This is a genomic window from Streptomyces solincola (assembly GCF_002982015.1).
Classification (GTDB): domain Bacteria; phylum Actinomycetota; class Actinomycetes; order Streptomycetales; family Streptomycetaceae; genus Streptomyces; species Streptomyces solincola.
This window is the reverse complement of record NZ_PVLV01000447.1, coordinates 1-2,428: the sequence shown is the minus strand read 5'-3', so window position 1 is coordinate 2,428 and position 2,428 is coordinate 1. Positions and strand designations below refer to the sequence as shown.

General features: G+C 76.2%; 2 protein-coding genes. Both read left to right on the top strand.

Annotated features, from left to right (window positions below):
- Window positions 1–99: 99 nt before the first annotated feature.
- A complete protein-coding gene (gene cofD, locus C6N75_RS24230) occupies window positions 100–1,056 on the top strand; it encodes a 2-phospho-L-lactate transferase (RefSeq protein WP_105871024.1) in 957 nt (318 codons plus the stop codon).
- Window positions 1,053–2,348 carry a coenzyme F420-0:L-glutamate ligase gene (locus C6N75_RS24225; RefSeq protein WP_105871023.1) on the top strand — a complete coding sequence of 432 codons (1,296 nt, stop codon included), beginning with the start codon at window positions 1,053–1,055 and terminating at the stop codon, window positions 2,346–2,348. Before cofD ends, C6N75_RS24225 begins: the two co-directional genes overlap by 4 nt.
- Window positions 2,349–2,428: the final 80 nt, after the last annotated feature.

Sequence of the window (2,428 nt, the reverse complement as noted above, 5' to 3'; positions counted from 1 at the left end):
CCTGACCAACCGCCCCGCACGGGCGGGACGCCGTACCCGCCTGACCACCTCCCGCCCCGCAGGGGCGGGAGGTCCTGACCGCCTGACAGACTGGCGCCCATGCGCATTGTGGTTCTGGCCGGCGGCATCGGCGGTGCCCGTTTCCTGCGCGGCCTGCTGAAGGCCGCGCCCGACGCGGAGATCACGGTCGTCGGCAACACCGGTGACGACATCCATCTGTTCGGGCTGAAGGTCTGCCCCGACCTCGACACCGTGATGTACACGCTCGGCGGCGGCATCAACGAGGAGCAGGGCTGGGGGCGTGCGGACGAGACGTTCCACGTCAAGGCGGAGCTGGCGGCGTACGGGGTGGGGCCCGGCTGGTTCGGTCTGGGCGACCGCGACTTCGCCACCCACATCGTGCGCACCCAGATGCTGGCGGCGGGCTATCCGCTGAGCGCGGTGACCGAGGCGCTGTGCGACCGGTGGAAGCCGGGGGTGAGGCTGCTGCCGATGTCCGACGACCGGGTGGAGACCCACGTCGCCGTGGACGTGGACGGCGAGCGCAAGGCGGTGCACTTCCAGGAGTACTGGGTGCGGCTGCGGGCCTCGGTGGACGCGCACGCGATCGTGCCGGTCGGCGCGGAGCAGGCGAAGCCCGCCCCCGGGGTGCTGGAGGCGATCGCCGAGGCGGACGTCGTGCTCTTCCCGCCGTCCAACCCGGTCGTGTCCATCGGCACCATCCTGGCCGTGCCCGGCATCCGGGAGGCCATCGCCGACGCCGGGGTGCCGGTGGTCGGCCTCTCCCCCATCGTCGGCGGCGCGCCGGTGCGCGGCATGGCCGACAAGGTGCTGGCGGCGGTCGGCGTGGAGGCCACGGCGGCCGCGGTGGCCGCGCACTACGGCTCCGGGCTGCTGGACGGCTGGCTGGTGGACACCGTGGACGCGGCGGCGGCAGCCGAAGTGGAGGGGGCCGGCATCCGCTGCCGGGCCGTGCCGTTGATGATGACCGACCTGGACGCGACCGCCGCGATGGCCCGCGAGGCGCTGGCGCTCGCCGAGGAGGTACGCGGATGAGCGCGGCCGGGGGCCCGTCCTACCGGGTGTGGGCGCTGCCCGGGCTGCCGGAGGTGCGGCCGGGCGACGACCTGGCCAAGCTGATCGCCGCCACCGAGCCGGGCCTGGCGGACGGCGACGTGCTGCTGGTCACCTCCAAGATCGTCAGCAAGGCGGAGGGGCGGATCGTCCAGGCCGCCGACCGGGAGGCCGCGATCGACGCGGAGACCGTGCGGGTGGTCGCCCGGCGCGGGGCGCTGCGGATCGTGGAGAACCGGCAGGGCCTGGTGATGGCCGCCGCCGGGGTGGACGCGTCCAACACGCCGGCCGGCACGGTGCTGCTGCTGCCCGAGGACCCGGACGCCTCGGCCCGCGCGCTGCGCACCGGTCTGCGGGACGCCCTGGGCGTGGACGTCGGGGTCGTCGTCACCGACACCTCCGGCCGGCCGTGGCGCAGCGGGCTGACCGACATCGCGATCGGCGCGGCCGGGGTGCGGGTCCTGGACGACCTGCGCGGCGGCGCGGACGCGCACGGCAACCCGCTGAGCGCCACGGTGGTGGCTGCCGCCGACGAACTGGCCGCCGCCGGGGACCTGGTGAAGGGCAAGGCGGCCGGGCTGCCGGTGGCGGTCGTCCGCGGCCTGCCCCACCTGGTCCAGGCCGGCGACGGCGACGGCGGCGCACGGGAGTTGGTCCGGGGCGCGGCGGACGACATGTTCCGGCTCGGCACCTCCGAGGCGGTCCGTGAGGCGCTCGGACTGCGGCGCACGGTGCGGGAGTTCACCGACGAGCCGGTGGACCCGGGCTCGGTGCGGCGGGCGGTGGCCGCGGCGCTGACCGCTCCCGCCCCGCACCACACCACCCCCTGGCGGTTCGTGCTGCTGGAGTCGGCCGCGTCCCGGGTGGAGCTGCTGGACGCGATGCGGGACGCCTGGGTCGCCGACCTGCGCCGGGACGGACGCTCGGAGGAGGCGATCGCCCGCCGGGTGCGCCGCGGCGAGGTGCTGCGCCGCGCCCCGTACCTGGTGGTGCCCTGCCTGGTCATGGACGGTTCGCACGCGTACGGCGACGAGCGGCGGGACGCGGCCGAGCGGGAGATGTTCGTGGTCGCCGCGGGCGCGGGCGTGCAGAACCTGCTGGTGGCGCTGGCCGGTGAGCAACTGGGCTCGGCCTGGGTGTCGTCCACGATGTTCTGCCGGGACGTGGTCCGCGAGGTGCTGGACCTGCCGGCGCACTGGGACCCGATGGGCGCGGTGGCCGTGGGCCGCCCGGCCGCCGACGACCCGGGGCGGAGTGTCACCGCACCTCGATGAACGCCTCCGGCGGTCGGGGCGGCCGGGTGGCGGGGACGGCGGCCGGGCGGCCCACGGCCACCGCGCCCATCGGGTCCCAG